The sequence below is a fragment of the Agromyces aerolatus genome, from assembly GCF_031432255.1.
Lineage (GTDB): Bacteria > Actinomycetota > Actinomycetes > Actinomycetales > Microbacteriaceae > Agromyces.
Map to the genome: position 1 here is coordinate 1 of NZ_JAVKGQ010000018.1, position 896 is coordinate 896.

Genomic DNA, 896 nt, shown 5'->3' on the forward strand with positions numbered 1-896 from the left:
CGCCCACTCGGCGGCGAGCTCAGCCACCTCGGCGTGCAGCCGGTCGAGCGGTGAGATCATCATGCGCACCAGTATCCACGTACCCACCGACATGGACTCCGCGCGCCCACTCCGCAACCATCCCAGCTACGACCACACTGTCCGGTGCGCACCTCCTCGGTTCACCCGCCTTGCGGAGGAGAGGGCAGCGTCCAGCGCGGCCCGGCGTCTCGGACGAATCAGGCCTCACCGCGAGCAGACGGCAGGCCGATGAAGGAGGTCGGCGGCGTCGGTGCCGGCTCGTAGCAGGGCCTCGGACCTTGCCGCGAGCGCCCGGAGCCGGCGTTCGACCGCATCGCGCGTGTCCGCGTGCAATCGACGGTCCGCAACGCGGCCTGACGGCACGCACGTCCGAAGGTCTCCGGCTTCCGCCCCCGCAAACGTCCCAGCTACGATCAGCTCTCTCCCAACAACTCCTCAGATCTCTCGCCCTGCGGAGAAGCGGTCCGCCCGCCCGATCACGCCATCGTCCAGCACAGCCAGTCATCCGGGACGAACCAGGCCTCACCCCGTCGCCGACGGTCGGCGCAGATGAAACCTCGGCGAGATCGGGTCCGGGATGCCCCGGACGCCCGCTCCGTGATCGACCCAATCGCGACCAGCCCGTTTCCCTGTACAGCACACCCCGGCACACCTCGGTAGCAGGAGAGGTCGGCCCGCCTGTACGCCGCCATCGTCTGACGCGGCGCGGCATCTGGACGAATCAGCCTCGCCCCGCGCCGACGGTCGGCGCAGGTGGAAAGTCGGCAGGATCGGCACGTCCGGGATGCCGCGGACGCCCGATCCGTGACCGACCCCAGCCGCGACCAGCCCGTTCCCCTGTGCGCCCCCGGGGAACACCTGCTTCCGGAGGAGCG